The organism is Aquimarina aggregata, assembly GCF_001632745.1.
Lineage (GTDB): Bacteria > Bacteroidota > Bacteroidia > Flavobacteriales > Flavobacteriaceae > Aquimarina > Aquimarina aggregata.
The window spans coordinates 470,187-495,040 of sequence record NZ_LQRT01000046.1 but is presented as its reverse complement, the minus strand read 5'-3'; the positions used below and the strand labels follow the sequence as shown (position 1 = coordinate 495,040).

Sequence of the window (24,854 nt, the reverse complement as noted above, 5' to 3'; positions counted from 1 at the left end):
TATGACCTATAAATATATTACCCTAATAATACTTACTATTTTAGTTTCAAGTTGTGCTCTCTACGAGCCGAAATACCGAGAGCCTTTTGATAAATCTACTACATCAGAGAATCAAGAAATAGAAAAAACTTTTTACCTTATTGGCGATGCAGGATACGCAAACCAAGGAAAAAGCACTCCGGCATTATTAGCACTAGAAAAATATTTAGATACCCATAAGCAAAAAGGAAATTATACTATTTTTTTAGGAGATAATATTTATCCTGATGGAATGCCTGAAGAAGATAAAAAAGACCGTGCTATTGCAGAGCATCGTTTGGATGCCCAAATAGATGCAGTGAAAAACTTTGATGGACAAGTTTATTTTATTCCTGGAAATCATGATTGGTATAATGAAGGGTTAAAGGGACTTGAACGTGAAGAAAAATACTTTGAAAAAAAATTGAAAGATAAAAAAGTGTTTCGCCCTTCTAAAGGGTGCGCTCTGGAAAGTATAGAGATCACAGAGAATATACAGCTAATTATTTTAGATTCTCAATGGTATCTTGAGGATTGGGATAAACATCCAACTATTAATGATAATTGCCCTGAAATCAAGACAAGAGAAGCAATGTTTCTTGAAATCGAAAGTGAATTTAAGAAAAACCAAGATAAGACAATCCTTTTTGCTCTTCATCATCCTCTGTATACAAATGGTGTACACGGAGGGAAATATGCACCAGTTAAACATTTATATCCATCACAAAAAAAAGTACCTGTGCCTATTTTGGGATCGCTTGCAATGCAAATTCGTACGACAGGAGGCATATCTACACAGGATAAACAAAATAAACAATATAAATCTCTAGTAAAAAGATTAGAAACATTGGCCAAAGGTTCAAATCGAATCATTTTCGCATCAGGTCACGAACATTCTTTGCAGTATATAGAGCACAAAGGAATCAAACAAATTGTTTCTGGATCAGGTGCTAAAAATTCATATGCCACGCTAAGTAATGATGGACTTTTTGCATATGGCGGACAAGGTTTTGTGAAATTAGATATTCTTAAAAATGGCTCTTCTTGGGCATCGTATTATGCGAGTGAAAATAATGAACCTAAATTACTATTTAGAAAAGAAATTTATAAAGTAATTCCTGAGTTTGATGTGAGTGCTATACCAGAAATAAAAAAGCAAACTATAGCTGCTTCAGTTTATGAACAAGAAGGTACAGAGAAAACTGAGTTTTATGAGAGTATTTGGGGAGATCATTATCGTAGTTTATATGGAAAAAAAATTCAAGCCCAAGTTGCTATTTTAGATACACTATATGGTGGATTAGAAGTGGTGAGAAAGGGTGGTGGACATCAAACAAGATCCTTGCGCCTTAGAAGTAAAGACGGCAAGCAATACAATATGCGAGCATTAAAAAAAAGTGGTATTAAATTTCTACAATCTACAGTTTTTCAAAACAATTACATAGAAGAGTCGCTTGAGAATACTATTTCAGAAGATATATTACTCGATTTTTATACTGCTGCGCACCCCTATATATTTACAGTTATTCCCGAGTTGTCTGATGCAATCGGTGTTCTTCATACAAATCCTAAAGTATATTATGTACCTAAGCAGCGTGCATTAGGAAAATATAATAGTGAACATGGTAATGAATTATATATGATTGAAGAACGACCAGAAAAACACCATAAAGATTTAGTTTCTTTTGGAAAACCTGATGATATAGAAAGTACGGCAGATGTTTACGAAAGACTTCGTAGAGATGAAAAATATAAAATTGATGAACCTTCTTATATTCGAGCAAGAGTTTTTGATATGCTAATAGGTGATTGGGATCGTCATCAAGATCAATGGAGATGGGCCGAATATAAATTAGAGAATGGGGATCATGTTTTTAAGCCTATTCCTCGAGACAGAGATCAAGCTTTCTCTAATTTTGATGGAGGGTTTCTTGGTACATTAAGAGGACTTTTAGGGTTTGCAAATCAGTTTCAGATTTATGATGAAGAATTAAAAGATGTAAAATGGATTAATGCATCTGCTACTAGATTAGATCGAACATTGATAAGAAATAGTGGAAGAAGAGAGTGGCTTAATCAAGCAAAATACATACAAGAAAACCTAACTGATGAAGCGATCTTAAATGCTTTTAAAAATATACCTCCTGAAGCAAAAGGTGAAGACCTTAAACTGATCATGAAAAATCTTAAAGGAAGAAGAGCAAATATAGTAGATATTGCTGATAGATATTATAATTACTTGACAAACTTAGCTATTGTTATGGGGACAGATAAGGATGATTTTATTGATATCGAGCGAATGAAAAATGGAAAAACAAGAATAATTGTTTCAAGAATTAAAAACGGAAAAAAAGGAATTGTAGTAAGTGATAAGATATTCGATAAAAAAGATACAAAAGAAATATGGATTTATGGTTTAGATGATGACGATGTTTTTGAATCAAGAGGTAAAGCAGATAACCCTATCAAAATAAATATTGTTGGAGGACAAAATAATGATGTATATAGACTCAAAAAAGGGCGAAAAATTGCGGTGTATGACCATAAAAGTAAACCAAATACAATAGATAAAAAAGGAGGTGCTAAAATTAGATTCACAGATAATTATCAAATCAATAATTTTGATAAAAATCAAAATGTATTAACTACATCTTCTGTTTTGCCTGTGATTGGTTTTAATCCAGATGATGGAGTCCGTATAGGACCAATGGCGGTATATACGATTAATGGTTTTCATCGTAATCCTTTTTCAAGCAGTCATAGTTTTTCTGGAGGATATTATTTTGCTACGCAAGGTTTTGATTTAGGATATCGTGGCGAGTTTGCGGGTATTTTAGGAAATTATAATTTATTGGTCGATGCAACATACACAAGTCCCAATTTTGCTGAAAACTTTTTTGGTTTTGGTAATGAAACTGAAAATAATCAAGATGAGTTAGATTTTGATTTTAATAGAGTGAAATTGAGTATCTACGGAATATCTCTTGGAGTAATTAAAAATGGACGATTAGGAAGTTATTTTGAATATAAAGGTACTATGGAAGGTATAAAAGTAGACAATACTCCTGGTCGTTTTATAACCCAAGAAGCTAACTTGCAAGATCCCGAAGTTTTTAATCGGAAGTGGTTTGCAGGATTGGATGCAACTTATCGATATGAAAGTTATGATGTGGCAGTAAATCCCACAAGTGGAATGAGGTTTGAGATTAATTTGGGAGGAAGAGCTAATGTAGATGAAATAGATAGTACTTTCGGGTATATTAAACCACACCTTAGTTTTTACAATGCTTTAACGCGTAATCGTAAATTAGTTTTGAAAACTGCTACTCAAGGACAGTTTAATATAGGCAAGGATTATGAGTTTTACCAAGCAGCAAAATTAGGTGATGAAAATCTTTTAAGAGGATATAGAACAGAACGTTTTACCGGACAATCCTCATTAGCTGGCAGTGCGGATATTCGATATAGCTTTAAACAATTTAAGACAAGAATTTTGCCATTACAACTTGGTGTATTTGTTGGTGGAGATACTGGTAGAGTCTGGATTGCCAAAAATGATACCTCAGATAAATGGCATAGTGATTACGGTGGTGGTTTTTGGATTAATAGTGCAAATGCAATGAGTGGTACTTTTAACTTATTCACTGGAGAAGACGGAGCCAGGTTTTCATTTTCATTTGGTTTTAAATTTTAAAATTATCCAATGTTTAAGAAATATCTCATAGTTATAATAATTCTAATTTTTATTATACCTGCTCATTCTCAAGTGTCAGATTTGGCGAGAGTAGAATATACTTTTTTTCCACAACGTAATAGCGAAAATTCTTTTAGAAGGCTTAGGATATTTACAAAATATCCAATTAAGCTAAATGATAAAGGCGCTTATCTTGTGCCAGGGATCGAGTATAGAAATGTAAATTTTATTTTTAGAGATCAGACTACTTTTGATACTAGTGATTTAGAACGTTTTAGTTCTTTTGAAAGCAGTTTGATATATACCTTTAAGTTAAAGAATAATTGGCGAATTGCCGTACAAGCAGGAGCAATTATTGCATCGAATTTTGAAGGAGAAGGAATAGAGGAAGACGATGCATTATTTACAGGCTCTCTTTTATTTTTAAAGGACAAAACTAATGACAAACGAATAAAACCTTGGAGACTTATTCTAGGATTACGTTACTCTACTACAGCAGGTAGACCATTTCCATTACCTTTTATCAACTATTACAGAGAATTTTATCCCAATTGGTCATTTTCAGTAGGTGTACCTAAGTCTAATATTAAGTACTATTTTAAAAAGAAAAATGCTTTTCAAGGGTTTGTAACTTTAGATGGTTTTTTTGCTAATATCCAAAACAATCGTAGTTTAACAGATGGAATAGCTCAAAAAGAAAAAGTAGCCAATAATATTTCTATGACAATAGCCCTTGCTGGTTTGGGATATGAACGATATTTGACAAATCACTTGGTCGTATATTCTTACACAGGGTTTACGTTAATAAATGATATACGATTGCGAAATGATAATCAAGAAGATATCTTAACAATTAATGATCAAAATAGCCTATATATTAGGGCAGGGTTGAAACTAAAACTATAAGTTAATAAAACATAAACCCGATACCAGTAGAAAACACAGAATTATGAGCTTCTGAATCGTCAACAATTTCCGAAAAACCATAACTATATCGAGCTTGCATAAAAAATCCGTTCTTAAATTTATATTCAATTCCTGAAGTTAATTGAAAATCAAAGCTTCTAATAGTATCAATATTAAAATCTACACCGTTTTCTAAAGGGAAAGTAACCGGGGAACTTTCATCTACTTTAAATCCAAATTGCAACCCTCCTTGTATATTAAACCCTTCAATTATATAAGCCTTAGCTAAAATAGGTATTTGGATATAGTCAAGTCTAACTATTTCTTTTCTTTTGCTTAATTGTTGGTTAATTTTAAGCCCTTGTCTAGAATATATTGCTTCTACTTGGAAACCAAATTTATCAGTTAGCATCGCCTCGATAGCTAACCCCACATAGAAATCACTTCTAAAGCTAGGATCTTCTAGATTTCTAGAGCTAATTGTTGCAAAATTTGCTCCTCCTTTGAAACCTAACAGAGCAGATTGTAAAGGATCATCTTGAGCAAAGACAGTTGTGCATGATACTATGATCATTATTAATGATAGAAACTTTTGTTTTGTTTTCATGAAGTTGTAATTGTATTTTTCAAGTTAACATTAACTAAGTGTATAGGTTAACTCAAATAATAGGTTTCTTAATCCTACTGAATTAGAATAATAAAAAGACCTATCAAACTAGTGATAGGTCTTTTTGGTAGTTGAGTTGTGTTAAAATAAAGTTTTTAGAACATGAATCCTACTCCAGCAGAAAAGGTAGAATTATGCGCATCTGTATCTTCAACTACTTCAGAAAACCCATATGTATATCTGGCTTGTATAAAAAAGCCTCGAGTTAATTTAAGTTCTGCACCAGCAGCCAACTGAAAATCAAAATCTTTGATAGCATCTGTATTAAAATCACCACCATCTCCTGTAGGATCGGTATCAATCTCTTCATTAATTTTGAAACCAAATTGTGGTCCTGCATGGATATTAAGTCCTTCTATCAAGTAGATTTTGGCTAAAATAGGGACTTGGATATAATCAATTTGAAATTCTGCGTCTGGTGTTACCGTTACCCCAGCAATGGTTGTTTCTTCTATATCAAATCCTTGTCCAGAATAGAAAGCTTCTGCTTGTAGTGCAAATTTTTCGGTTACAAAAGTTTCTGCAACCAGACCAGCATAAAAACTAGTCCTTGAATTTGGGTCTTCAAAATCATCTCCTGTGATGGTTGCAAAATTGACACCGGCACGAGCTCCTAGTTGAAATCTGTTTTCGACTTCTTGTGCTAGTAAAGTTATGCTACAAAAAATAAGGCTTAAAAATAAAGTTGTTTTTTTCATCATTGTATGTTTTGTTTTTATTATTTGTTGGGTCAAAATTACAATGAGCTTAGAGGGAACGTTGACTCAAAAAACACAGTTTTTGACTCATTTCGTTGTTTAAATAAGGTTTAACAGAATTTTAGAAATTAGAAAAGAATACTTTGATGCTAATTATAATAAAGGGCTAAAGAATCGTGCAATACCTTCAGATAATTTTCGTTTTACCCCCCTTTTTTTATAAATTTCATACTTCAATAATACACTCTCTTGGCAATCTGCAATAAAATCTTGACAAATGCTTTCTGCAATAGGGGAGTCATAAATCAAGGCATTAGTTTCAAAATTATGTTCAAAACTTCGGTGATCAAAATTACCAGAACCTACAGAAGCAATTTCACCATCCATTATAATAATTTTGCTATGCAGGAAATCATCTTTTTGTTGGTAGATCTCAATTCCTAGAAACAATAGTTCTTCAAAAAAGGATAGCATACTATATTTAGCTAACCAGGAATCTGATTTTTTTGGCACTAATAACTTAATGGTTACTCCACTTAGAGCCGCTATTCTAAGAGCTTCAAGCATCGCATTGTTTGGAATAAAATATGGGTTAGAAATATAAATATATTCTTCAGCGAGATTAATCATGGTAATGTATTGCTGCATAATCGAGGGATGATCTGCATCGGGCCCACCTGCTACAATCTGAACCGCTACATCTCCTTGTTTTTCAATTTCGGGAAGGTATTTATTTGTTAGTAGTAACTCCTCATTACTGGCAAAATAATAATCTTTGATAAACACTCGATGCAAACTATCTACTGCAGGACCATTTAGATATAAATGTGTGTCATCCCAAATACCAAGTTCTGATTTAGGATTAATATATTTATCAGAGATGTTGACACCTCCAGTAAAACCAACTTTACCATCTATAATTATAATTTTCCGATGATTGCGATAATTTAAAGTAAACAAAAAACTACCAAAATGTAATGGCATTATAGGATATACACTTGCTCCTATATCTTTAAACTTTTTAATGGCTTTTTTACGTAACGAATAACTACCTATCGCATCATATAAAATTCGTACTTCGACATTGTTTTCCAGCTTTTCTTTCAATAAAGAATAAAGTCTGTCAAATAATTCTCCTTCTTCAAAAATGTAGTATTGTAGGTGTATGAATTTTTCAGCTTTTTGCAGTTCTTTAAAAATAGAATCAAAAGTTTCTTTCCCATTTTGGAGTACTTTAACTTGATTTGCGGGTTGGGTAGCAAAATTTGAACTATTTCGTAATAATTTAGATAACTTAGAACTTTTCTTATTTTCAAAATTGATTTTTTGTTTTTTGACTAATCGATTTCGAAAATTTTCATCATATAAGCGCCTTCTAACGGTCTGTTTAAGTTTGAAAAACTTAAATTTTCTTCGATTAATTCCAAAAACTACATAAAAAATAATACCAATAATGGGAAAAACTAATACAATAAGAAGCCAGCTTAGGGATTTTGTAGGTCGAGAACCATAAAGGATAATGTGTAGTATAGATAAAACAGTTAGTATACTATATAAAATAATAGTTAAGATCATTTTGGGATTTTGTTATGTATTTTAGTATATAGTTTACTATAAATGCGTTTAAATAAATATAGTACTATTTTTTCTTTAGTATCTATTAAAATTTAATGATTGTTTTTATATGTAAATATATAAAATTGATTAAGCGGATGTTCTTGTTTATTTTAAAGTTTAAAATCTATTTTTAAATTGTATTAAAGAAGATTTTTGATGTACAGGTAGTAACTCAGAAATGATTGAAGTATTTATGCTGACGAGCCTATTAAATACTTTGTAAGACTAATGAAGCGGATGTTTCTTAGAAGGACAACATCGATTACAATCTATAAATACTGTTAAAACAAGTTTTCTTTGTATTGTATATTTTCATTTGGTATAGCATCAAAAAAATTGGTCAAAGATGAGTTTTTTGTTGCTTTGTCTTCTAATAATAGTCCTTTTGAGCCACTACTCGTTTTCAAAATGTATAAAATAGAATTATCATTAGGATTATTTACATCTTCAAACATATATTTAGCTATTACATATACTTGTTTTGAGGAGTAGGTATTTAGATTTGATATTTCTACCAATTGATCTTTATGTATCCGATAATTTTCTAGATACCCTTTCTGGCGGTAAATATTGATGTATTTCTTTTCATTGTTTTTAAAATCTAATTTCATCAATCTAAAAATAATGTTACACGATGGCTTCAAAAACAAAAAAAAGATAGAGACACATTAAAAGAAATAATGTAAAAAAGAAAAATCTTACAATTTTAATAACTTTAAAGTACTTAGAGTTTTTAAAAAAAAGTGATTTATTCTCATTCATTGATTATATAATTTTTTTGATTTAAAAAAAACGGATAATGAGTCCAACCCGATATTATCCGTTTTATATTCAATTAAAAAGATTCTTTTCTCATTTTAATTATCATCTGTGGCATCCTCAACTGCATCTTTAACTTCTTCGGCTCCGTCCTCGATTGCGTCTCCGGTTTCTTCTATGGCATCTTCTATTTTCTCTCCTGTAGTTTTCTTTTCTCTACAGCTTGTGGTAGTTATAATAATTAGACAAGCTGTTGTGAATAATAAAAATATTTTTTTCATAAATTTTGTTTTTTGTTAATTAGGCTTTGAATCTTTTACCAAATAAAAGTGATAGAATAAATAAAACTATAAAAATGAAGAATAGGATTTTAGCTATACTTGCCGCACCAGCCGCAATACCTCCAAATCCAAATACTCCAGCAACAATTGCCAATATGATAAAAATGATAGTGTAACGTAACATAATGTTTTGGTTTAAAAATTAATGTTTACTCTTTTGCACGAGTGATTTGATTGTCAAATTCTTACACTACAAATGTCCTAAAACAGGAAAGAACTTATTAACTGTATCACTAAGATTGTTAACTCCATTACCATGTGTGATGTGTTTTTACATAAATTGTATAAAATAAGAGGTATCTTTAGACAAACATTGGGCAACATTTAATTTTATGAGTAAAAAAATACAGATTCAAGATCATAATGTAAAAAATATAGTCATAGATATGGCTAATAGTTTGGGTGTTGAGTATGAACAGTCGCATCATGAATATTGTATAAAAATACCAGAAGAATTAGGATCAGGATATATGAGATCTTTTCAATTTGATTTTGGTATTGGAGTTGTTGAGACTGATTACTTATTGAAAAAAGATTTTCATTTTGAATTAGAAAAAGGAGTAGTTCATCCATTAAAAATTCTATTTAATAGAGAGTCAGGGTTTTATCATAAGTTTGAAAATAACGAAGAGTTTCATGAAATACGTAGGTTAGAAAATGCTATGATTTCAAGTACATCTAAAAATAACCATTTGTTTAGGATTCCCGCCAATACTCCTATTTGTATTCTAAGTATAGAAATCAATAGAAAGTTATTTGAACAAAAGATAGAATCTTTTTTACCAAATATGAATGAAGATCTTATTGAATTATTTAGGGACGTTAATGGGATTAATCAATTTTATTATAAAAACTATTATAGTTTAGAGATTTCTAAATTTATTTCTGAATTTACAGAATGTGAGCTTACCGGTTTCATGCGTCAAGTATATCTTGAGGGTAAAATGTATGAAATTTTAACGCACCAATTACAACAATACCTGGATGACCTTAATGAACCAGATAAAAGACTCATTTTACGTCAAGCAACTATAGAAAGTATTGAACAAGCAGTATCAATTATTAAAGATGAAGTAGATAGTATTGGTAATATAGTGACCTTATCAAAGCGTGTAGGGTTAAATCAAAACACCCTACAAAATGGTTTTAAACAACTTTATAAAACATCGGTAAATGAGTATATCAAGGGATATAGGATTGATACTGCTAAAGATTTATTAGAGTCTACTAGCTTGAATATTACAGAGATAACTTATAAAGTAGGTATTAATTCTAGAAGTTATTTTACAAAATTATTCAAAAAGCGTTTCGGTATTACTCCAAAACAATATTTAGATCAAGTGCGTAATAAAAAGAAAAATTCAAAATCGGCATAATTAGATCTTGTAAACCAGTATACTAAATACATTTACAGTGAAAATTTAACAATCTACTAGTCCTGAAACTGATCAATAGTGTTATTAAATGTTTCAAAATTGCTAATCTGTTTAACGTAAAACTAATTTCTTTGTACAAAACATAAAGTACAGTATAGAATTTAGTTATAGAATGCAAAAAATTGAGATACATAGTATAGACGGTGCAGAAATACTAGAGCAATTAAATTTATATTTAGAAGGAAAACTTATTAATAACTGGGGCGAGCATGTTTTAGAGTTTGATAATAAACTAGGAAAAGGTGTTATAAGGACTATAGCATTTGATTGGGGAGTTTCTTTGGTTGATTACAATGTTAACTTTGTACAAGATACTAGTATTATTTTTACAATTAAAGACGCAAATCCAATAGAGTTTATTTTTATATCAGAAGGAAAACTTAATTATACTACTTCGGTAGAAAACAAACCGTATACGTTTGAAAGGTATCAAAATGTTATAATTTCTACTAAAAAATTTTCTAAAGAGACTTATATTTTTCCTAAAACAGCAGCTGTTAAAGTTAATTTTATTTATGTGCTATCTGGTGAATATTCGAAGAAAAAAAATAATAATCTATCATATTTAAGTAAAAGTTTATTTTCGGCTTTTACGGAAGAAAACGAAAAACCGCCTTATAAGCATTATGGCAATTACAATTTACGAATTGCAGATCAAATTAAACAACTTCAAGAAAGTCATGAAAGTGGGATAGTACGAACGCTTTCAATCGAGGGGCAACTTAATTTGATCCTTGCTATGCAAATTTTAGAACATAATAATTATGAAAATGGTTTAGCATTGCCAGAATCACTCTCTAAAGATGATATTAAAAAGATTCATAATTTATCGGCATTTATTATTGATAATATTTCAGAGCCATTATCTGTACAATCATTGGCGACTAAAGCTGGTATGAGTTCAAAAAAATTACAGTTAGGATTTAGAGTATTGTATTCTAAATCTGTAAATGAATATATAAGACAGTTAAAACTCGAAATATCAAGAGATTATATAAAAAACACAAATGATTCTATTTCTGAAATAGTATATAATATAGGTTTTAAGAGCAGAAGCTATTTTTCGAAAATTTTTTTCGAACGATACGGGATTTTGCCTACAGATTACAGAAAAAAAATAAAAACACAAGAGTAGTAACGTCAATATTTCGTTTTTCTGATGCAAACGAAAGCTATTCTACACATTAAAATTACCCCAAAACTTACTCCTGACAGAATGTATAATAACACTGTTAGGTTTTAATGATGTTTTACTTAACAAAATTCATTTTAATGGAGAATTCAAAAGCTATTGTGAACTTAAAATTTAAATCTGATTTATCTACAGAAGAACTATGTGAAATCGCCAAAAGGCGTAAGAGCATATTACAAAATGTTAAAGGTTTAATTACATTGTTTTGTTACACTAATGAGGAAACTAATACAATAGGCGGGACTTACATTTTTGAAAATTTACAATTGGCACATCAATATTTAGGTGAATTTTTGACAAAAGGTGTTGGTCCAGAATATGGAGTGATTCCTATGACCTTGAAAATAGATGTCGGTTGTTTAAAAGATGAAATAATAGTTGGAGATAGATAATGATAGAAATACTAAAACTTAGGTATACCTTTATAAAAAACAGGTTCGAGCATAGATTCAAATGAAATACTGTTTTTAAAAAACTCTTTAGCAATAGGATGTGCTTTCAAATTTAAAGAGCTGTCACTATTGGTAATGACATTAATATCATACATATCAGCTTTTGAATTTAACCATGTACTAGTGTTATCGTCTGATACGAAAATTGGCATGTTTTCATTTAAATTTTGAATTTGGCCTACAATACCGGTTGCTTTAGTCATTATCATTGAACAGGTTATAAATCCATCTTCTAATATATTATAAACGCCCCCAATGTAAAAAGGTTTTTCTTGATCAATATATACATAGTAGGGGTACAAAGCCCCTTTATATAAATGATATATAAAAAATCCTGTAACAATAATCAAACACCTTCTTTTTTGATAAGGTTCTTTAAAAATGCCGTTAACAGTAAGACGTTCTTTGGAAACGTTTAAAGTATCTAATGCCCTTTGAAAATTAGACCATTCTTCTTCGTAGTTATCAGGTAAAAGTCCCCAAATAGCGTAAGATATATGATTTGGTTGATCTATCGTAATTACCGACAAAGTAGTTTCTTGTGAACCGTCTATAACAGAACTAGGAGTGTAAAGTCTGGGGAATTTATAACTAACGCCCAATTCCTTTTCTATAAGTTCTCTTTCTGCAATATTTGAAATTTTCTTGTACATGAATTTTACTTTGGGATGGCAAGTAAATAAAATTTGATTAATAAAATTGTCTCTTATCGTTTAAATACTAACGCATTCAATAAGTTATAAGACAGAAATAAAAATTGTTTAAAGTTTTGCCCTAAAAAGATAAGCAAATACTCGAAAACGTTAAACAAACAAATTAATACATACTAATTTTGTATGATTAGTTTGGTTAATTATTTGAAAATCAAAATTTAACATATAAAAAATGGGCTTATGAATAGTTTAATGAAAAATTTTGATTCTATTCCTTTAGAATTTTATACTCTAAAATACTTTTTTGACGAAGAAGTCAAGGAAGAACAAGATATATATGTATTTAAAATTAAAAAACAATTTGGTACGGGAGAAGTTCGATATACAACTCTACAAAAAGGGTTGAAGACTTTTGATTTAAATATTTTGGCAACAAGAGATATTACGTTTCCAATAAATTGTTTAGGGTCTTCTTCTCTTCAGTTTTTATATTGTCTTGAAGGTTCTTGTTCTCATCAGTTTCAAGATAGTAATGAAACACATTTAATAGAGCAATTTCAAACAGCTGTTGTGCATAATGATAATGAACTTGAAAATCGCTTTATAATATCAGGAGGGAAACGATTGATTTTAAATATTATTTTCGTGAATAAAGAAGAGTATTTTGCTAAATTTTCTAAAGATTCAAACCAATTTAATAAAAAACTTAAAAGATTATTACAACATATAGATAATAAGCCAAGATACTTTCATTCTGGGAATTATAGTCTGAAAATAGCAGAACAGCTTAAATTACTTATCGGTATGGAATATATGAATAAGATCTCTGAATCGTTATCTCAAAAAGGACGGTATTATTTAATTCTGGCAAAACAAATTGAAAAATTTTGTTTAGAAATTGATAATAACTCTAACACTAGTAGTTTGTTAAAAGTAGAATTGAAGTTGATTTCTGAATTAAGTGATTTTATTAAAAAACATCCCGAAGTACAACACACCATTAGAACTTTATGCGATAAATCTAACCTATCTCCAGCAAAGTTACAAGAAGGTTTTAAATTTATGTTTGAAAGAACCGTTTCTGATTTTGTTAGAAATGTACGTTTAGAAAAGGCAGAAAGACTTATTCAGTCAACAGATTTAACTATTTCCGAGATTGTATACTCGGTTGGGTTAACCAGTAGAAGTTACTTTTGTAAGATTTTTAAAAAAAAGTACCATTATAGCCCTAAGGAGTACAAATTAAAAAATACAAGAACAAATTAAATCAATTTGGTATAGAGACCAAAAAAAATCGGTCACAATAAGATAAATTGTTTGTGATTGGTAAATGAGTTACTCAAATATCTATATGAGTTAAACAATTGTTATGATGTTTTTTTCTTTTGTGTAAACTTTAAATTTCACACCATGAAAAAAATAACAATATGTTTAGCGTTATCTACGTCAATTCTTTTTACAAGCTGTCTAGGCTCTTTTAGTGCCTTTAACGGATTAAAGGATTGGAATAACGACTTGACCGACAGTAGGTTTGTGAATAATCTTGTGTTCTGGGGGTTAAATATCGTACCAGTATATGGTTTATTCTTTTTAGGAGACGCAATTATTTTTAACTTAATTGAGTTTTGGAGTGGTTCAAATCCTTTAGCTATGGATGAAGGGGATATAGAAACTCAAATCGTTGAACGCGACGGAAGTACTTTTGAAATGACTGCCACCAAAAACAGACTGCAAATCAATATTATAGATGGTAAAAGAAAAGGAGAAAAGCTTGATTTAGTCTACAGTCCTTCTGAAAAGTCGTGGAGTGCTGTAAAATCTGATGGAGAAATAATTAAACTTTCTTCTTTTGAAGAAGGTTTTTTTGTTGTTCATCTTCCTGATGGGGAAAAAGTTAAAATTAATCCTAATACGACACGTAGCGAAGGTCTAGCATTATTAGACAAAAAAGTAGCGCTATATGAGGATTGCTTATTGGCTGAAAATTATTAAAACGTTTTTTTGAATAGTATTTTAAAAGAGGTTGTTACATACAACCTCTTTTTTGATTTTAATAATTAAATTTTTAATAAAGTAAGTGATGAAACGCAATAAAAATAGGCATGTTTATCAAAAGAAAAGAGTATCTATTCCAGTTTTGATTATTGGTTTTTTGATAGTAGCTAGACTCTTGTTACCGTATTATGTGAAAAAATACGTAAATAATGTATTGGAGAACATCCCTGGATATTATGGACATGTTGATGATATAGAGATAGCATTACTAAGAGGAGCTTATGTAATTGATGGTTTATACCTTAACAAAGTTGATGCAGGTACTCAAGTGCCATTCTTATTGTTTGAAAAAACCGACATTTCTATTGAGTGGAAATCTTTGTTGCATGGTAAAATTGTGAGTGAAATTATAATGACTAGCCCAAAGTTAACTTATATTTTTGAAGATCAAGAAAAAGATAATTTAAAAAGAACTCAGTTAAACGATTGGACAAATGCATTAACTAGCTTGGCGCCTATTGAGATAAATCATTTGAAAATTAAGAACGGTAAAATAGCATTTCTACAATTAACTGCTGATCCCAATATTGATTTGCATTTTAATCAAGTAAATTTACAAGCAGACAATTTACGTAATATAGTACGTCCTGACCAAGAATTACCTTCTGTGTTAAAGGCAAGTGCAGTTTCTATAGGGCAAGGTCATGTTAGGTTAGAAGGAAAAATGGATCTCGTAAAAACAATTCCTGATATAGACATGTCTTTTTCTTTAGAAAATGCAAAAGTTAAATCCTTAAATGATTTTACAAATCATTATGTAGGTATTGATTTTAAAGAAGGTAAATATAATATCTATAGTGAAGTCGCTATTGCTAATGGGTTCTTAAAAGGATATGTTAAACCAATGTTTGTAGATGTAAAACTTATAGGGAAGGAAGACAGTTTTTTAGATACACTTTGGGAAGGATTTGTTGGTTTTTTTAAGTTTATAGTAAAGAACCATAAAAATAATACTCTAGCCACTAAAATACCCTTAAAAGGGGATTTGAAAAAGGTAGAAGGCGATATTTGGATGACTATACTTAGTATTTTTGAAAATGCTTGGTTTAAAGCTTTTAAAGAAATGACGGATGACTCTATTGATTTTAAAGATGCTCAAAAAGCAGCAAGAAAAGCTGTAAAATAATAATAAAGACCATAGTTTCCAAACTATGGTCTTTAAAAATTTTCTTAAGAATAGTCCATTTTATTTTAGATCTTCCAACTTACTTATAGATGCTAAACCGTCTGAAATTTTATTTTTTTGTTCAACAAGAACTGTTTGTGTACTAGGAGGTAATGTAGTTTCAGAAAGAACATTACTATATTCATCGAGAGCTGCTTTTTCACCGCGTATTGCTTCTTCTAACATAGACTCTTCGTTTTCTGGCGATATAAAAGCTTTAACATCCATCCAAGTACGATGTAGATTACCTGTAATACTACCTCCTTTATCAACATCCTGTCCAAAAGAGCTAATTTCAGTCTTTAGGGCATGACCGAAGCTACGTCTTTCTTGTGATTTTTGTTCAAAATAACTTTTCAATCCTACATGCTGAACATTTTCTGATGCCTTTTTAAAACCTTTTTCTGCATCATAAGTTTTTTCCAGTAAATCATTTAATTTGTTTCCGATTTTTTCAGAATACGTTTTCATATATTATATTTTTTTAGTGAACAGTAATTATTTATAGATGTTTACCGATTAACATCTTCTTTTTGTAGAAATAATCTTCCTTCTACTATATGTATATGCTATTTTTTATTTTTATCCTTCATAATTCCTCTGGTAACTTTCAAAATAACTCCAGATGCAAATCCGCTTACGAGAAGCAATAGATATTGAAGTATCATAATTCTTTGATTTAAAAGTTTAACACAAAAATAGCTTTCTAAAGAGGCTTTTATTTGCTCAGATAATTTAAAGATTAACTCATTTGAGATTTTACTTTTATCTGATATATAGGCATTTGATAATGGTTTTGAGTTAAGAATAATTTCAATAGGATTAATGAATATGAATTAATATAAAGATCTTGTTATATAATTTGCTACAGGCCTCTTAATATAGCTAGAATGACACACATTTTGAGTTTAGATGTGTCTTCTTGCATAGCAAAAGAAATATATGCAGAGAAACTAATTAGAATAATTAAAAGGAACAATGTTACCAGAAATGTAGAAGCAAAAAACAGAGTGTTCTATATGAAAATAGACTGATGGGGGTTCTGTTTTCATGAGTTTAAGCTAAATTAATTTCTTACAAAACTGACGTACAGATCTTATGTATTCAATCATATCAAAGAATAGCCTAATAAGTTTTTTTTAATTAAATTTCTATAAATAAATTTATAAAATAAAACCAATATGCCTTTACTCAATATTATCTTAAATATTCTTTTACCTCCATTAGCAGTTTTTCTGAAGCATGGCATTAGCAGTACTTTTTTTATTAGTCTACTACTTACCTTAATTGGTTGGCTCCCTGGTGTAATACATGCATTTATTGTGAATAAGTAAATAGAAATTATATGAAGATAAATTATCAGGAAATACAAGAACTATTAAAAATGACTTTTAAGTCTGAAAAAATGTATTATGAAGCCGCCGAGATTTTACAGATTGTGGAACTAAAAAGATTTTTAAATCATCAAAGTGTAGAACGTAATAAATATGCAAATGAACTAACAGAATCTTTAGTTTTTAATAACATTGAACCCGATATGTTGTTTGTAAAAAAAGGAATTCAAAAACTTAATAGGCTTGATCTAAAAATAGTTCTCGAAAATTCTAAATACATACATGTTGTGAGGAAATGTATGTCGTATGATGAAGATATTATAGATAAATGTGCTCTTATAGCTAGAGATAAGGTGATACCTGTGGATATTTTAGAAGTAACGACTAGATTGATGACATTTTTAATTTTTCAAGGGATAGATGGTAGTCAAATTATTGAAGAACTAAAAGAGAAGGATAACCAAAAAAAGAAAACTAAAGTAATTCAATTTAAAAATAATTTACTGTAATAATAGCCTTTTAACATCAGTCATAATGTTTGGTTTTGGATAAAATTTTGGCATGCTATTGCACATTCTTTACAGGCTTCGACTGATATTAAGCAATGTTCATTGTCATGTTTACTACATTCAGACATACACAATAAAAGTTGTCTTTCGCATTGTTTTATGAGTTTATTTAGTTTAACAGTGTTAGAAACAATCATTATCTCGACAATACGTTCACAGGTTTCTGCAGTAAGTACATTTATCTCAATACAGCTTTTTAGTGGGTCTATATTATCTTCTTTTAAACAATTAAATCCTGATTTTCTGCAGATAATAGCACATTTTACAAGTGCATTGATAATGTTCTCTTTTTCCATAGTATATCTATATTGGTATTATGAATATAGGATAAGTCTATAAAGAGGGTTAATGCATTTGCAATTTAGTTTAATGGTATTGATAATTTGAGATATTAATTTGAAGTATTTTTTTCAATTTGTTTCAAATAAGAATTAACAATATTTATTAATATTGTGGAGATGAAAAGAATGATAATTTGAGAGAAATAAAAATAGTATTGATTTAGTCTAATGTTGTTACTTTATCAAAAAAACAAGTATTCAGCAGTACAATTGCGTTTCTATTATTTTGTAAAAATAAATTTATGTGTATTCATAATAAATTACTCGTATGTTAATATATAAGCAGCAGCTACTTTACACTTTAATTTTCGTTTTAATAATGGTAATAATAGTTTTTTTTACTAAAAGAGCTATACGGAAATTTAGTTTTGTAAAATCAATAGATGCTAATCGCAGAAAAGTTATTTTTAATTTAAGTTATCTTATATTTTATATCACAGGAATCTCTTTTTTGGCTATTATTTGGGGAGTGGACCATAAACAATTTATAGTCTTTGTTTCTTCTATTTTAGCTGTTTTAGGTGTCGGTTTTTTTGCACAATGGTCAATTCTTTCAAATCTAACAGCTAGTGTAATTTTATTTTTCAGTCATCCCGTAAGAATAGGGGATCGTATTAGGATTTTAGATAAAGATTTTGACTGGACAGGAGAGGTTAAAGACATTACCGGTTTTTATTTTTTTTTACATACAGATGATAACAGAAGTATTACATTGCCCAATTCTCTTGTTATACAAAAGGGGATTGAAATTTTAGACAAAAGAGAATTGAAAAATCAATAGAGAGCTACTGATCAGTTATATTTCTATTATCTCACCGATAGTTACTAGTATATAATAGAGCTCTTATAATTTTTCATCTCCCAAAATGTTTGATTTACCATATTCGGATTTATAAATCTGAACGACTATTAGGAATAAGCTCATGAGTAGTGGTCCAAAAATGAGTCCTATAAAACCAAATAAAGGAACACCAACGATTACTCCAATAAGAGTTATTATTGGATGCACGTTATCTAACCTTTTTAAAACATATAAACGAACTAAATTATCAGAAGAGCCAACAACGATCAGACCATATATTAAAATACTCCATGCTTCAAAAACTTGCCCCATAGAATGGGTAATTATAAAGACAGGTATAATAGCGATTAATGTTCCAACAAAAGGAATCATAGATCCAATTGTAACAATTACAAACCAAAAAAACGGATCTTCTATGCCAAAAACCAAAAAACCAGCAAGAGCCACTACGCCTTGTATGATTGCGACCAATGGGATGCCAATAGCATTGGATCTAACCATTTTCTGACTTTCATCACCTATAATTTTCAAATTATGATCATTAATAGGGATGTAATCAAAAAGAGATTCTCTTAATTTCCGTCGATTAGTAAACATATAATAGAGTAAAAAATACATAATTCCAATAGAGATAAATACATTAAATGTCCCTCCAGCAAAATTTTGCAAATTTTCTGTAATCCATGAAGAAACCGCTTCTGGATCCATTTGTGAACTAATGTCATAACCAAATTGATTTTCCCAGGTATCTAGACGTTTTTTTAATGCAATAACAATTATTTTAGAATTTTCAGTAACATCACCAATTTTATTACTTAACATGAATAAGACCCCTATAACTGGCATTAATATACCAACAAAAGAACCAGACATTAATGTGAGTGCTGCAAGGTCTGAATTCCAACCTTTTTGCACTAATTTTACCATCCACTTACGTAAGATCACATAGATAGTAATTGCACCTAGTATACCAGACAGGTAAGGTAAAATTTCTCTAAAAATAAGTCCTCCAATTAAGAAGATAAGTAGTAATACAAATATCTGGCGTATGATGTTTGGGCTAATACTTTTCATTTATTGTTTTTGATTGATTAAATAGGTTTTTATGTTTCTTGAGTTACTTTTTTGAAATTAAAATCTTTAGGAAAATCTAACGTTCGTATTGGGAACGGAATATTAATATTATTCTTATCATATGCTTCTTTCATTAATATCATAGTTTCACTTTTAGCTTTAGCAACTTCTAAAGCAGATGTAGAGTTAATCCAAAAGCGAAGTTCATAACTAATTGAGCTATCTCCAAACTCTCTCCACAAAAATAAAACATCATCTTTTTCTTGAACTGCTTCAAAATTTGATACTATAATTTCTTTTGTTAGTTTTTCTACAAATCGTAAATCTGATTCATATCCGACTCCACACTCTAAAATAACACGTGATTGTGCTGTAGTTGAGTAATTTTTAATGGGGTTATCTACTACTAGTTTATTGGGTATGTATACTAAATTATTGTCTACTTGTTTTATAGTAACTGCACGTAAATCAATATCAATAACTTCTCCTTGGTAGTCATTGGTTTCTATCCAGTCTCCAAATTTAATATGTTTGATATAAGAAAGAATAATACCTGAATAAGTATTAGCTAATGCTCCTTGAAGAGCTAAACCTACCGCAAGACCAGCAACTCCGGCACCAGCGAGAATAGTATTTAATGCCTTGTCTAGATTAAGAATGCCTAAAATCAAAAATAACCCTATTATAACTACAGCTATAGAAATAAATTTTGAGATTAGGTTTTTCATCGATGGTTGCAGCTTACTTTTGTTAAGTATTTTTTCTGCTAATTTGCTAATATATTTAGAGGCAACAAGTGCGACAATGAATACAAAAATAGCAATCAAAATATTAGGTAAGTTTATTACTATAGAATCTAGCCAAGACTCTAGTTTTTCATACATCTTGTTCCAAGCATTGATTAGTTTATTATTCATTAGTATTAATTTTTATTGTTTGATGGTTTTTAAAAATGTAGATGCATAACTCTCTAATAGCTTTAAAATAGAGTATTCTGAATTAGTGAAATCATTTAAGAAATATTGAAAACCTTCAGTGTGCTTTAATGCACTTGTAATCAAGTTTTTATCATTTGTGTAAACTAAATTTAATTTATCAATTACCATTTCAGGTATTTTGATAATCTGAAGTATAAATTTTGTGTCTGTAAAATTTGCGTTCATTATAATGTCTTTTAAAACAAAAACGGCCTCTTAAATTAAATATAAAGAGGCCATTTCTTCAATTAACCATATCTATCTGGAATTAGATATACTATTTAGAGAAAATCACTTTAGATTTTTTAAGTTTTGATTTAAAAGAATCAATATCTTTTACATATTTAAATTGATCATTAAACACTCTATCTGGCTTTTCCCCCATGATAATATGTTTTACGTTAAGATCGGGAGCATTCAAAATGATGCGATCGGATACTCTTAATTTTTTATCACCTAACTCTTGATCTAATTCTTTTAATTCAGAAATAACATATAATTTATCGTTAGACGCTATAATTTCCTTGATATCAATAGAGTGCTCTTTATCTGTAACTTCAGCTTCTACAGTTAATGTTAATTCTTCTTTTTCTCCAGTATTTGGCATATCAACATCAATGTAAGGTACTTCGATTTCCTCTTCCTCCATTACAATTACAACTTTAGGAATTGTTACTTTTCTTGTTTTTGTACCAACATTAACATCAGCCCAATCAATATCAAAGGTTGGTAGTTGACCTGCTTTAGTTTCTACATCTATATCTACATCGGGTAATTTTGCTTCTTTTTTTTGTTGTACATCACAGCTACTTAATAAAAGAATAATCATAGTTATTCCTATAAAATTTTTCATAATAAAAAAGGTTTTTTAGTTTAAATAATGATAAGGACTACCATGTATTAACAGATTACATTTGCTCTAGTAAAATATTTTATGAGTTTCATATTTAGACAGCAGCCCTTATTTTTAATATCACAAAAGTATAGCCGATGTTTTGATAAGTTGTGCGCATATACAATTTTGATTGACTGTTTTGATCGTTAGATTGAAATATTGTCAAAGATCTACTAATAGTAATTGAGGTAATAAACATAGTAATTGGGCACTTAAACTAGATTTTAATTTATGACCTTGTATTTGAAACAATTCTTTAAATTGATACAGTATGAGTTTTTTTTAAAACCTGATTTTTCGGGCCCTAAAGGCTTGTATATGAATTGTGCTTTAATGCGAAATGATAAAAAAGCAAAAAGAGGTATGGTTCATTATTGTACTTATACAACCCGTTACATCTTTTAAGTTTGTTAAAACAACAAAACGGATATTCGTATTGTGAAAACTCTTGAAAAGAATGAGATGGCGATATTCGATGGGGTTTTGAAAATCCAGAGTATCGGTAAACTATTATTAGAAAACAGATAGACTACTATGAAATCAACGTTGAAACTTTTTAAAAAAACAAAGAGTAGAATAGTAAATAGTATTGCATTTTATCCAATATTAATAAGTGTAGGGTTCTTTTTTTTAGCAATCATTTTATTGTTTTTAGAGAATTTAGAAATAATCAATACATTTAAAAAACAAGTGCCTTTCCTTCTGGTTCAAGGCAACGAAACGGCTAGAACAATTCTTTCTACATTGTTTGGAGGAATATTATCGTTAACTGTTTTTAGCTTCACAATGGTTATGGTGGTTTTAAATCAGGCTTCTTCTAACTTTTCTCCAAGACTCTTACCAGGATTAATTTCAAATAAAAAACATCAAATCATATTAGGTTTTTATATAGGAACAATATTATACACGATAATTATTTTAATGTCTTTAGGTGCTTATGGTTCTTCTAAAAATGCAGTGGGTTTTTCTGTAATGATAGCAGCAGTATTGGGAGCGTTTTGTATTGGGTTGTTTGTCTATTTTATTCATAGTATATCTCAATCAATACAAATACATAATATTATAGATAAGATTTATGTATCAGGTTATAAATTATTAAAAAAAGAAGAACAAGAACAAGAGGACATAAACTTCAAAAATCAAAATACTTCATTTCAGCACTGGAAAATCATTCGTAGTAAGACAACAGGTTATTATCGATCTTTTGATATCGCATTGGCACAAGATTCTTTGAAAAGTAAAAACAATATACTAGAGATAGTTCCATATATAGATCAACATATTTGGAAAGGAGACCCTGTAATTCGTATTAAAGAACCTATTTCTCAAGAAGAACTAAAATCACTCTATACATCTCTTTATATATTGTCTAACAGGCATGATAAAGATAGCGGAGTAGGTAATATGATAAAATTGACGGAAGTGGCTGTAAAAGCATTGTCACCAGGTGTTAATGACCCAGGAACAGCAATTAACGCTATTTCTAAATTAGGACAGTTAGTACACCAAGCATTAAAAATTAAGCCAAAAACGATAAAAGACATTTTTGATTGTCAAATTGTAGTTATTCATAATAAAATTAGTGCTTTAGAATTAATGCGTATTGTAATTGAGCCAATTCGTATTTATGCAAAAGCAGATAGTGCAGTTTCATATGAACTTTTGAACGCTTTGATTTTTATTAGAAATAGCAAAGAAATTTATCCGAGGCATAAAGAAGCAATACAAAATGAAATTATAGCTTTAAAAAACGATTTAAAGAATAATATAAGTAATAATCATGATCTAAAACGTATCTTAGACTTATTAGAAAAATAATTCTATTTCTTCAATATATGGAAGCAACACCTACCTTATTATGTATACCTGATATTAGTGGTTTTACTCAGTTTATGAGCACTACTAATATAGAATTAAGTGCTAAAGTGATACCTTCACTACTAAATAGAGTAATCTATGCCAATAAATTAGACCTTAAAGTTTCAGAAATTGAAGGAGATGCAATTTTATTTTACAAAACAGGACCATTACCAACGTTCGCAGAGTTAGTTTATCAATGTAGGTTATTTTATACTGAGTTTTATGACCAATTAAAGATACTCCATAAACAATATAAAAATCACAATGAAGGAATCAATATTCCAGAAATTCTTGGTTTAAAAATTGTTTTACATTATGGTCAGGAGATTAGTGCAGTTCCTATAGGTAAAAACATAAAACTTATGGGGGAAGATGTTATAATTGCTCACAGACTATTAAAAAATAAAATTCCAATAGATGAATATATATTGCTTTCAGAAGATTTATTATCAGAATTTAGAGATGAAACTATTGATCGAAATTTTGGCTGGGGCGAACTTCATGATCGCGAAACCAAATATAAACATATAGGCGAAATCAATTACAGCTATATTAACCTAGAACCTTTAGTTGAATAACAATGGTGTTGCTACAATTTTATAATAATACATTTAATCTTGTAGAAATTTTCACATGTATTGTTTTGAAGTTTTAGAATTGTTTTTTAAAACTCTTATCCATTATTTTCTTTCCTTACGATAGAGTTAAGATAAATAGTATATGAGCAAAAGATGACATCTTATGCATGGTATCTTTGTAATGAATAATAAGGGATATGATTATCCTGTTGTTCAATTAAATATATTATTAATCTAAAAAAATTGCTATGAATTATTTGAATATGAATGAGAAAAAGCTTTTACCTGTAGTATTAGAGCTAAACATTTTGTTAGCGGACTACAATATATATTATCAAAAATTAAGAGGGTTTCACTGGAATATTTTAGGAAAGAATTTCTTTGACTTACATGTAAAGTTTGAAGAATTATATAATGATGCTAAAGTTAAGATAGATGAAATCGCAGAGCGTGTTTTAACCTTACAACACCATCCGGTAAGTCAGTTTAAAGAATATATTAAAATGGCTAGTATAGAAGAAATTACACCCTTGATGAAAGATGTAGAAATGGTTGAAGAACTTCTAGGGGATCATAAAAAACTATTGACTCAGATGCGTGTGATTCTAAGACATGCAAACGAATCAGAGGATGAGGGAACTATAGATTTGATAGGAGCTTATATAAGAGAATTAGAAAAATCAAGTTGGATGTTAAACGCTTGGTCAAAAAATACTTCAGATCATTTGGATACCAGTATGATTAGCCAAGCATAATAAAAAGAAAAACTAT

Annotated in this window: 27 protein-coding genes; 14 read left to right on the top strand and 13 right to left on the bottom strand. The window is 29.5% G+C overall.

Going from position 1 to position 24,854, the window contains the following annotated elements:
- The first annotated feature begins 1 nt into the window (after position 1).
- Positions 2-3,712 carry a metallophosphoesterase gene (locus tag AWE51_RS23020; RefSeq protein WP_066318804.1) on the top strand — a complete coding sequence of 1,237 codons (3,711 nt, stop codon included), beginning with the start codon at positions 2-4 and terminating at the stop codon, positions 3,710-3,712.
- 9 nt (positions 3,713-3,721) lie between these two features.
- Positions 3,722-4,618, top strand: coding sequence for a DUF6268 family outer membrane beta-barrel protein (locus AWE51_RS23015; protein ID WP_066318795.1), 897 nt, complete (start codon positions 3,722-3,724; stop codon positions 4,616-4,618).
- A gap of 1 nt (position 4,619) precedes the next feature.
- Here AWE51_RS23015 and AWE51_RS23010 read toward each other — a convergent pair whose 3' ends face one another.
- The 6 genes from AWE51_RS23010 to AWE51_RS26255 all read right to left on the bottom strand — a co-directional run bounded on the left by AWE51_RS23010 (position 4,620) and on the right by AWE51_RS26255 (position 8,824).
- Entirely contained in the window at positions 4,620-5,225 is a 606-nt protein-coding gene (locus tag AWE51_RS23010) for a porin family protein (RefSeq protein WP_066318791.1), read from the bottom strand.
- A gap of 155 nt (positions 5,226-5,380) precedes the next feature.
- Complete coding sequence (locus tag AWE51_RS23005) at positions 5,381-5,983, bottom strand: porin family protein (protein WP_066318789.1); 603 nt, start codon at positions 5,981-5,983, stop codon at positions 5,381-5,383.
- Between the two features lie 153 nt (positions 5,984-6,136).
- A complete protein-coding gene (gene cls / locus AWE51_RS23000; RefSeq protein ID WP_066318786.1) occupies positions 6,137-7,558 on the bottom strand; it encodes a cardiolipin synthase in 1,422 nt (473 codons plus the stop codon).
- A gap of 323 nt (positions 7,559-7,881) precedes the next feature.
- The gene (locus AWE51_RS22995) at positions 7,882-8,211 is read right to left on the bottom strand and encodes a hypothetical protein (RefSeq protein WP_066318783.1); all 330 of its coding nucleotides are present in this window, start codon (positions 8,209-8,211) and stop codon (positions 7,882-7,884) included.
- 246 nt (positions 8,212-8,457) lie between these two features.
- A complete protein-coding gene (locus tag AWE51_RS22990; protein WP_066318780.1) occupies positions 8,458-8,640 on the bottom strand; it encodes a hypothetical protein in 183 nt (60 codons plus the stop codon).
- A 19-nt stretch (positions 8,641-8,659) separates the two neighbouring features.
- Positions 8,660-8,824, bottom strand: coding sequence for a DUF1328 domain-containing protein (locus tag AWE51_RS26255; RefSeq protein ID WP_082832575.1), 165 nt, complete (start codon positions 8,822-8,824; stop codon positions 8,660-8,662).
- Between the two features lie 208 nt (positions 8,825-9,032).
- Here AWE51_RS26255 and AWE51_RS22985 point away from each other — a divergent pair, with 208 nt between their 5' ends.
- The 3 genes from AWE51_RS22985 to AWE51_RS22975 all read left to right on the top strand — a co-directional run bounded on the left by AWE51_RS22985 (position 9,033) and on the right by AWE51_RS22975 (position 11,720).
- The gene (locus AWE51_RS22985; protein WP_066318777.1) at positions 9,033-10,076 is read left to right on the top strand and encodes a helix-turn-helix domain-containing protein; all 1,044 of its coding nucleotides are present in this window, start codon (positions 9,033-9,035) and stop codon (positions 10,074-10,076) included.
- A 172-nt stretch (positions 10,077-10,248) separates the two neighbouring features.
- Positions 10,249-11,271, top strand: a complete 1,023-nt coding sequence (locus AWE51_RS22980) for a helix-turn-helix domain-containing protein (RefSeq protein ID WP_066318774.1) — start codon at positions 10,249-10,251, stop codon at positions 11,269-11,271.
- Positions 11,272-11,408: 137 nt separating this feature from the next.
- On the top strand, positions 11,409-11,720 hold the full coding sequence (locus tag AWE51_RS22975) for a YdhR family protein (RefSeq protein WP_066318773.1): 312 nt from the start codon (positions 11,409-11,411) through the stop codon (positions 11,718-11,720).
- Positions 11,721-11,731: 11 nt separating this feature from the next.
- Here the strand turns inward: AWE51_RS22975 and AWE51_RS22970 are convergent, their stop codons facing one another.
- A complete protein-coding gene (locus AWE51_RS22970; RefSeq protein ID WP_066318770.1) occupies positions 11,732-12,433 on the bottom strand; it encodes an SOS response-associated peptidase in 702 nt (233 codons plus the stop codon).
- 240 nt (positions 12,434-12,673) lie between these two features.
- Here AWE51_RS22970 and AWE51_RS22965 point away from each other — a divergent pair, with 240 nt between their 5' ends.
- The 3 genes from AWE51_RS22965 to AWE51_RS22955 all read left to right on the top strand — a co-directional run bounded on the left by AWE51_RS22965 (position 12,674) and on the right by AWE51_RS22955 (position 15,614).
- Positions 12,674-13,699 (top strand): helix-turn-helix domain-containing protein, encoded by a 1,026-nt coding sequence (locus AWE51_RS22965; protein WP_066318764.1) that lies wholly within the window; start codon positions 12,674-12,676, stop codon positions 13,697-13,699.
- A 144-nt stretch (positions 13,700-13,843) separates the two neighbouring features.
- Complete coding sequence (locus AWE51_RS22960) at positions 13,844-14,425, top strand: DUF3332 domain-containing protein (RefSeq protein WP_066318762.1); 582 nt, start codon at positions 13,844-13,846, stop codon at positions 14,423-14,425.
- An 88-nt stretch (positions 14,426-14,513) separates the two neighbouring features.
- Positions 14,514-15,614: a DUF748 domain-containing protein gene (locus AWE51_RS22955; protein ID WP_066318756.1), complete on the top strand. Its 1,101-nt coding sequence runs from the start codon at positions 14,514-14,516 to the stop codon at positions 15,612-15,614.
- A 60-nt stretch (positions 15,615-15,674) separates the two neighbouring features.
- Here AWE51_RS22955 and AWE51_RS22950 read toward each other — a convergent pair whose 3' ends face one another.
- Entirely contained in the window at positions 15,675-16,124 is a 450-nt protein-coding gene (locus AWE51_RS22950; RefSeq protein WP_066318752.1) for a ferritin-like domain-containing protein, read from the bottom strand.
- Between the two features lie 710 nt (positions 16,125-16,834).
- Between AWE51_RS22950 and AWE51_RS26250 the strand changes: the two genes are divergently transcribed.
- Positions 16,835-16,987, top strand: a complete 153-nt coding sequence (locus tag AWE51_RS26250; protein WP_082832574.1) for a YqaE/Pmp3 family membrane protein — start codon at positions 16,835-16,837, stop codon at positions 16,985-16,987.
- A gap of 11 nt (positions 16,988-16,998) precedes the next feature.
- Positions 16,999-17,496 carry a hypothetical protein gene (locus AWE51_RS22945; RefSeq protein WP_066318748.1) on the top strand — a complete coding sequence of 166 codons (498 nt, stop codon included), beginning with the start codon at positions 16,999-17,001 and terminating at the stop codon, positions 17,494-17,496.
- Between the two features lie 20 nt (positions 17,497-17,516).
- On the opposite strand, the gene AWE51_RS22940 is transcribed toward AWE51_RS22945, so the two are convergent.
- Complete coding sequence (locus AWE51_RS22940) at positions 17,517-17,852, bottom strand: hypothetical protein (protein ID WP_066318745.1); 336 nt, start codon at positions 17,850-17,852, stop codon at positions 17,517-17,519.
- A gap of 364 nt (positions 17,853-18,216) precedes the next feature.
- Here AWE51_RS22940 and AWE51_RS22935 point away from each other — a divergent pair, with 364 nt between their 5' ends.
- Positions 18,217-18,678: a mechanosensitive ion channel domain-containing protein gene (locus AWE51_RS22935; RefSeq protein WP_232517439.1), complete on the top strand. Its 462-nt coding sequence runs from the start codon at positions 18,217-18,219 to the stop codon at positions 18,676-18,678.
- A gap of 63 nt (positions 18,679-18,741) precedes the next feature.
- Here AWE51_RS22935 and AWE51_RS22930 read toward each other — a convergent pair whose 3' ends face one another.
- The 4 genes from AWE51_RS22930 to AWE51_RS22915 form a co-directional block, all read right to left on the bottom strand.
- Positions 18,742-19,773: an AI-2E family transporter gene (locus AWE51_RS22930; RefSeq protein WP_066318740.1), complete on the bottom strand. Its 1,032-nt coding sequence runs from the start codon at positions 19,771-19,773 to the stop codon at positions 18,742-18,744.
- Between the two features lie 29 nt (positions 19,774-19,802).
- Entirely contained in the window at positions 19,803-20,690 is an 888-nt protein-coding gene (locus tag AWE51_RS22925; RefSeq protein WP_066318737.1) for a mechanosensitive ion channel family protein, read from the bottom strand.
- A 12-nt stretch (positions 20,691-20,702) separates the two neighbouring features.
- A complete protein-coding gene (locus AWE51_RS22920) occupies positions 20,703-20,936 on the bottom strand; it encodes a hypothetical protein (RefSeq protein ID WP_066318734.1) in 234 nt (77 codons plus the stop codon).
- Between the two features lie 91 nt (positions 20,937-21,027).
- Positions 21,028-21,603 (bottom strand): hypothetical protein, encoded by a 576-nt coding sequence (locus AWE51_RS22915; protein ID WP_066318731.1) that lies wholly within the window; start codon positions 21,601-21,603, stop codon positions 21,028-21,030.
- A 576-nt stretch (positions 21,604-22,179) separates the two neighbouring features.
- On the opposite strand from AWE51_RS22915, the gene AWE51_RS22910 reads away from it, so the two are divergent.
- The 3 genes from AWE51_RS22910 (at position 22,180) to AWE51_RS22900 (ending at position 24,838) form a co-directional block, all read left to right on the top strand.
- Entirely contained in the window at positions 22,180-23,463 is a 1,284-nt protein-coding gene (locus AWE51_RS22910; RefSeq protein WP_066318728.1) for a DUF2254 domain-containing protein, read from the top strand.
- Between the two features lie 17 nt (positions 23,464-23,480).
- Positions 23,481-24,083 (top strand): DUF2652 domain-containing protein, encoded by a 603-nt coding sequence (locus AWE51_RS22905; protein WP_066318726.1) that lies wholly within the window; start codon positions 23,481-23,483, stop codon positions 24,081-24,083.
- A gap of 248 nt (positions 24,084-24,331) precedes the next feature.
- The gene (locus AWE51_RS22900) at positions 24,332-24,838 is read left to right on the top strand and encodes a Dps family protein (RefSeq protein WP_066318724.1); all 507 of its coding nucleotides are present in this window, start codon (positions 24,332-24,334) and stop codon (positions 24,836-24,838) included.
- Positions 24,839-24,854: the final 16 nt, after the last annotated feature.

Coding starts and splice junctions, on each gene's coding strand:
- AWE51_RS23020 (WP_066318804.1), top strand. CDS start 2: ATGACCTATAAATATATTACCCTAATAATACTTACTATTTTAGTTTCA.
- AWE51_RS23015 (WP_066318795.1), top strand. CDS start 3,722: ATGTTTAAGAAATATCTCATAGTTATAATAATTCTAATTTTTATTATA.
- AWE51_RS23010 (WP_066318791.1), bottom strand. CDS start 5,225: ATGAAAACAAAACAAAAGTTTCTATCATTAATAATGATCATAGTATCA.
- AWE51_RS23005 (WP_066318789.1), bottom strand. CDS start 5,983: ATGAAAAAAACAACTTTATTTTTAAGCCTTATTTTTTGTAGCATAACT.
- cls (WP_066318786.1), bottom strand. CDS start 7,558: ATGATCTTAACTATTATTTTATATAGTATACTAACTGTTTTATCTATA.
- AWE51_RS22995 (WP_066318783.1), bottom strand. CDS start 8,211: ATGAAATTAGATTTTAAAAACAATGAAAAGAAATACATCAATATTTAC.
- AWE51_RS22990 (WP_066318780.1), bottom strand. CDS start 8,640: ATGAAAAAAATATTTTTATTATTCACAACAGCTTGTCTAATTATTATA.
- AWE51_RS26255 (WP_082832575.1), bottom strand. CDS start 8,824: ATGTTACGTTACACTATCATTTTTATCATATTGGCAATTGTTGCTGGA.
- AWE51_RS22985 (WP_066318777.1), top strand. CDS start 9,033: ATGAGTAAAAAAATACAGATTCAAGATCATAATGTAAAAAATATAGTC.
- AWE51_RS22980 (WP_066318774.1), top strand. CDS start 10,249: ATGCAAAAAATTGAGATACATAGTATAGACGGTGCAGAAATACTAGAG.
- AWE51_RS22975 (WP_066318773.1), top strand. CDS start 11,409: ATGGAGAATTCAAAAGCTATTGTGAACTTAAAATTTAAATCTGATTTA.
- AWE51_RS22970 (WP_066318770.1), bottom strand. CDS start 12,433: ATGTACAAGAAAATTTCAAATATTGCAGAAAGAGAACTTATAGAAAAG.
- AWE51_RS22965 (WP_066318764.1), top strand. CDS start 12,674: ATGAATAGTTTAATGAAAAATTTTGATTCTATTCCTTTAGAATTTTAT.
- AWE51_RS22960 (WP_066318762.1), top strand. CDS start 13,844: ATGAAAAAAATAACAATATGTTTAGCGTTATCTACGTCAATTCTTTTT.
- AWE51_RS22955 (WP_066318756.1), top strand. CDS start 14,514: ATGAAACGCAATAAAAATAGGCATGTTTATCAAAAGAAAAGAGTATCT.
- AWE51_RS22950 (WP_066318752.1), bottom strand. CDS start 16,124: ATGAAAACGTATTCTGAAAAAATCGGAAACAAATTAAATGATTTACTG.
- AWE51_RS26250 (WP_082832574.1), top strand. CDS start 16,835: ATGCCTTTACTCAATATTATCTTAAATATTCTTTTACCTCCATTAGCA.
- AWE51_RS22945 (WP_066318748.1), top strand. CDS start 16,999: ATGAAGATAAATTATCAGGAAATACAAGAACTATTAAAAATGACTTTT.
- AWE51_RS22940 (WP_066318745.1), bottom strand. CDS start 17,852: ATGGAAAAAGAGAACATTATCAATGCACTTGTAAAATGTGCTATTATC.
- AWE51_RS22935 (WP_232517439.1), top strand. CDS start 18,217: ATGGTAATAATAGTTTTTTTTACTAAAAGAGCTATACGGAAATTTAGT.
- AWE51_RS22930 (WP_066318740.1), bottom strand. CDS start 19,773: ATGAAAAGTATTAGCCCAAACATCATACGCCAGATATTTGTATTACTA.
- AWE51_RS22925 (WP_066318737.1), bottom strand. CDS start 20,690: ATGAATAATAAACTAATCAATGCTTGGAACAAGATGTATGAAAAACTA.
- AWE51_RS22920 (WP_066318734.1), bottom strand. CDS start 20,936: ATGAACGCAAATTTTACAGACACAAAATTTATACTTCAGATTATCAAA.
- AWE51_RS22915 (WP_066318731.1), bottom strand. CDS start 21,603: ATGAAAAATTTTATAGGAATAACTATGATTATTCTTTTATTAAGTAGC.
- AWE51_RS22910 (WP_066318728.1), top strand. CDS start 22,180: ATGAAATCAACGTTGAAACTTTTTAAAAAAACAAAGAGTAGAATAGTA.
- AWE51_RS22905 (WP_066318726.1), top strand. CDS start 23,481: ATGGAAGCAACACCTACCTTATTATGTATACCTGATATTAGTGGTTTT.
- AWE51_RS22900 (WP_066318724.1), top strand. CDS start 24,332: ATGAATTATTTGAATATGAATGAGAAAAAGCTTTTACCTGTAGTATTA.